The sequence below is a fragment of the Nocardia nova NBRC 15556 genome (genome assembly GCF_001613005.1).
Classification (GTDB): Bacteria; Actinomycetota; Actinomycetes; order Mycobacteriales; family Mycobacteriaceae; genus Nocardia; species Nocardia nova.
The window spans coordinates 1-2,180 of record NZ_BDBN01000182.1 but is presented as its reverse complement, the minus strand read 5'-3'; the positions used below and the strand labels follow the sequence as shown (position 1 = coordinate 2,180).

Here is a 2,180-nt window from a genome sequence, read left to right as displayed (position 1 = left end):
CCCGCCACGTGTGAGCCCGGCGCCGGCTGCTGTGATCAGCATCGTTGCCGCATCCCGGCGTGTGGGCAATATCGACAATGATTCGCACGAGCGGCTGGGGGCCGCATCGACGACGTCATGAACGTTTCCGGACACCGAATCTCCACGGCCGAAGTGGAATCCGCGTTGGTCAGCCACCCGGCAGTCGCTCAATCGCGGTCGCGCCCGTCGCCGCGCTCACGGTCGCGCTGTTGCTCTGTCCCACCGAGGCCGGACATCGCATGCTCGCTCACCTGCAGGCAGCACTGCCATGACATCGCGGGTGGTCGCGGCCATCCTCATCGTCGCCGCCGTTGTCGCCGCCACCATCGGACTGACGATCATCCTCGGATAGCTGCGCGGGCTCGGACAGCCATCAATGGGTCGGAAGGCTCGATCTGTGATGTCGGAGATTCATGGGCGGACCGGCCGCGGATCTCGCCGGCCGACCTCGACGAGGATTGGCCAGTCGGCTTCCGGGTCGCCCCACCAGGTGCGGTCGTTGTCGACGATGCCGATGATTGTCGGCTCCGGCGCGTGCTCGGCCAGGATCAGGTTCGCCGTCCACGAGTTCTTCATCGAGATCGACGAGAAGCGCAAGCGCAAATAGTGGCCTTTACCCTGGCGAGAAGTCTGAATTCGCCCGGCGACCACGGTCGGAAGGAACGCTTGGGTGGTGCCGAGCATGTCCGCGGCCCGGCCCATCGTGTAGGCGGGGTCGTCGTCGGACTTCTCGTTCACGGTGGGCGATCCAGAAATCGTGCGGCCTCCATACGCCGAAACGCCCCGGTGCCATGGGACACCGGGGCGCTGAAAGGGGGGAATGTACTTACGTCTTCCGACATGTAACCGAAGCGTCGGAGATCACACGGACCACATGTGCTTCCGAGTGACCCGACGGGCAACTCCTCCCTTCTCCTCACGGGTTACTTCAACTTTCCGTTCCACTTCATTTCTTGCCCGGCGGGCGGCGAGACCGTCGTACTTGCTGGTCCCGCAGCCGCGCCCGCCGTCTTTCCTCTCACGGGCAGTTCATCATCTCCCGTGCCATCTGGACACTTTCTTCGCTTCCGACAAGACAGAAGCTACCGCACCATTCGATGGATGTCTACTGTCACCACTACAGGTTTTCTGGTCCGCCTCGGCGGGGCATCCCGCTGAGTCATGGGGTGTGGCATGGTGGAGTGTGGGTACGGGTTGTTGCAGTGATCGCCCGGCTCGCAACAGGAAGTTACGAAAAGTACATGTCACAAGGCACCGTGAAGTGGTTCAACGGCGAAAAGGGCTTCGGATTCATCGCCCAGGACGAGGGCGGCCCCGACGTTTTCGTCCACTACTCCGAGATTTCCGGCTCCGGCTACAAGTCCCTGGATGAGGGCCAGCGAGTCGAGTTCGAGGTCGGCCAAGGCCAGAAGGGCCCGCAGGCCCAAAGCGTCCGCGCGATCTAGAGCCGACAGACAGTGAAGCCCGCACCGATGGTGCGGGCTTCCTCGCTTTCCGGACCCGGCACCGGCGGCTCACGCCGGGCGGATCCGACCGGCGCGGACCGTCCCGACTCGGGTAGGTGGCCGTTGAACGGCAGGAGTGAGCAGCTGCAGCGGCCACCGATACGGGTACGACCCCGGCGCGGCCGGTTCTGTGGGCGCCTCGCTGGGATACTTCCAGTCATGGGGATCGAGGCTGTGCAGGGGACCGGCCGCAGGGGACACACACCACGCGGGAACCACGCCGACAGGCTGGCGCGGTGAGCGCCCGGCGCGGCCGTGCCCGACCGGGCCGCTACCGCAACCCGCACGTCCACGGCTATCACAGCACCTCGCCCACGCCGATCCTGGCTGTCCTCGGGGCGCTGGTGGGTGGTGTGGTCCTGCTCCTGGTGGTGCTGGCTCTCACCCATGCCCACACCACCCGCACCGGCGACGACACCACCCCCGGGCAGGTGAGCACCGCGCCCGCGGTGGCGCCACAACGAGTCCAGCCGACGACGGAGGCCGCGCCGGCGCGGCCGTGCTACCCGTTTCAGCCCTGCTGATCCGCACGACCTCGCAATTCCGCCCAGGTCGCTGAACGCTGAGTTCAGGCCTGGATGCGCGGCCTATCGGCGGTATAGGTGACCGGCCAGCGGGTGACTCCTGGCGAATGTGGTTGGCCGGTGCCGTATT

3 protein-coding genes are annotated in these 2,180 nt (G+C 65.9%); 2 read left to right on the top strand and 1 reads right to left on the bottom strand.

Annotated elements, in window-relative coordinates:
- Positions 1 to 432 precede the first annotated feature (432 nt).
- Positions 433 to 759, bottom strand: a complete 327-nt coding sequence (locus NN2_RS38100) for a hypothetical protein (RefSeq protein WP_063019651.1) — start codon at positions 757 to 759, stop codon at positions 433 to 435.
- 503 nt (positions 760 to 1,262) lie between these two features.
- Here NN2_RS38100 and NN2_RS35575 point away from each other — a divergent pair.
- The gene (locus tag NN2_RS35575) at positions 1,263 to 1,466 is read left to right on the top strand and encodes a cold-shock protein (protein ID WP_063019649.1); all 204 of its coding nucleotides are present in this window, start codon (positions 1,263 to 1,265) and stop codon (positions 1,464 to 1,466) included.
- 296 nt (positions 1,467 to 1,762) lie between these two features.
- A complete protein-coding gene (locus NN2_RS35570) occupies positions 1,763 to 2,050 on the top strand; it encodes a hypothetical protein (RefSeq protein WP_063019648.1) in 288 nt (95 codons plus the stop codon).
- Positions 2,051 to 2,180: the final 130 nt, after the last annotated feature.

Bases quoted from the DNA above. Each gene is read 5' to 3' on its own strand.
- NN2_RS35575 (WP_063019649.1), top strand. From the start codon at position 1,263: ATGTCACAAGGCACCGTGAAGTGGTTCAACGGCGAAAAGGGCTTCGGA.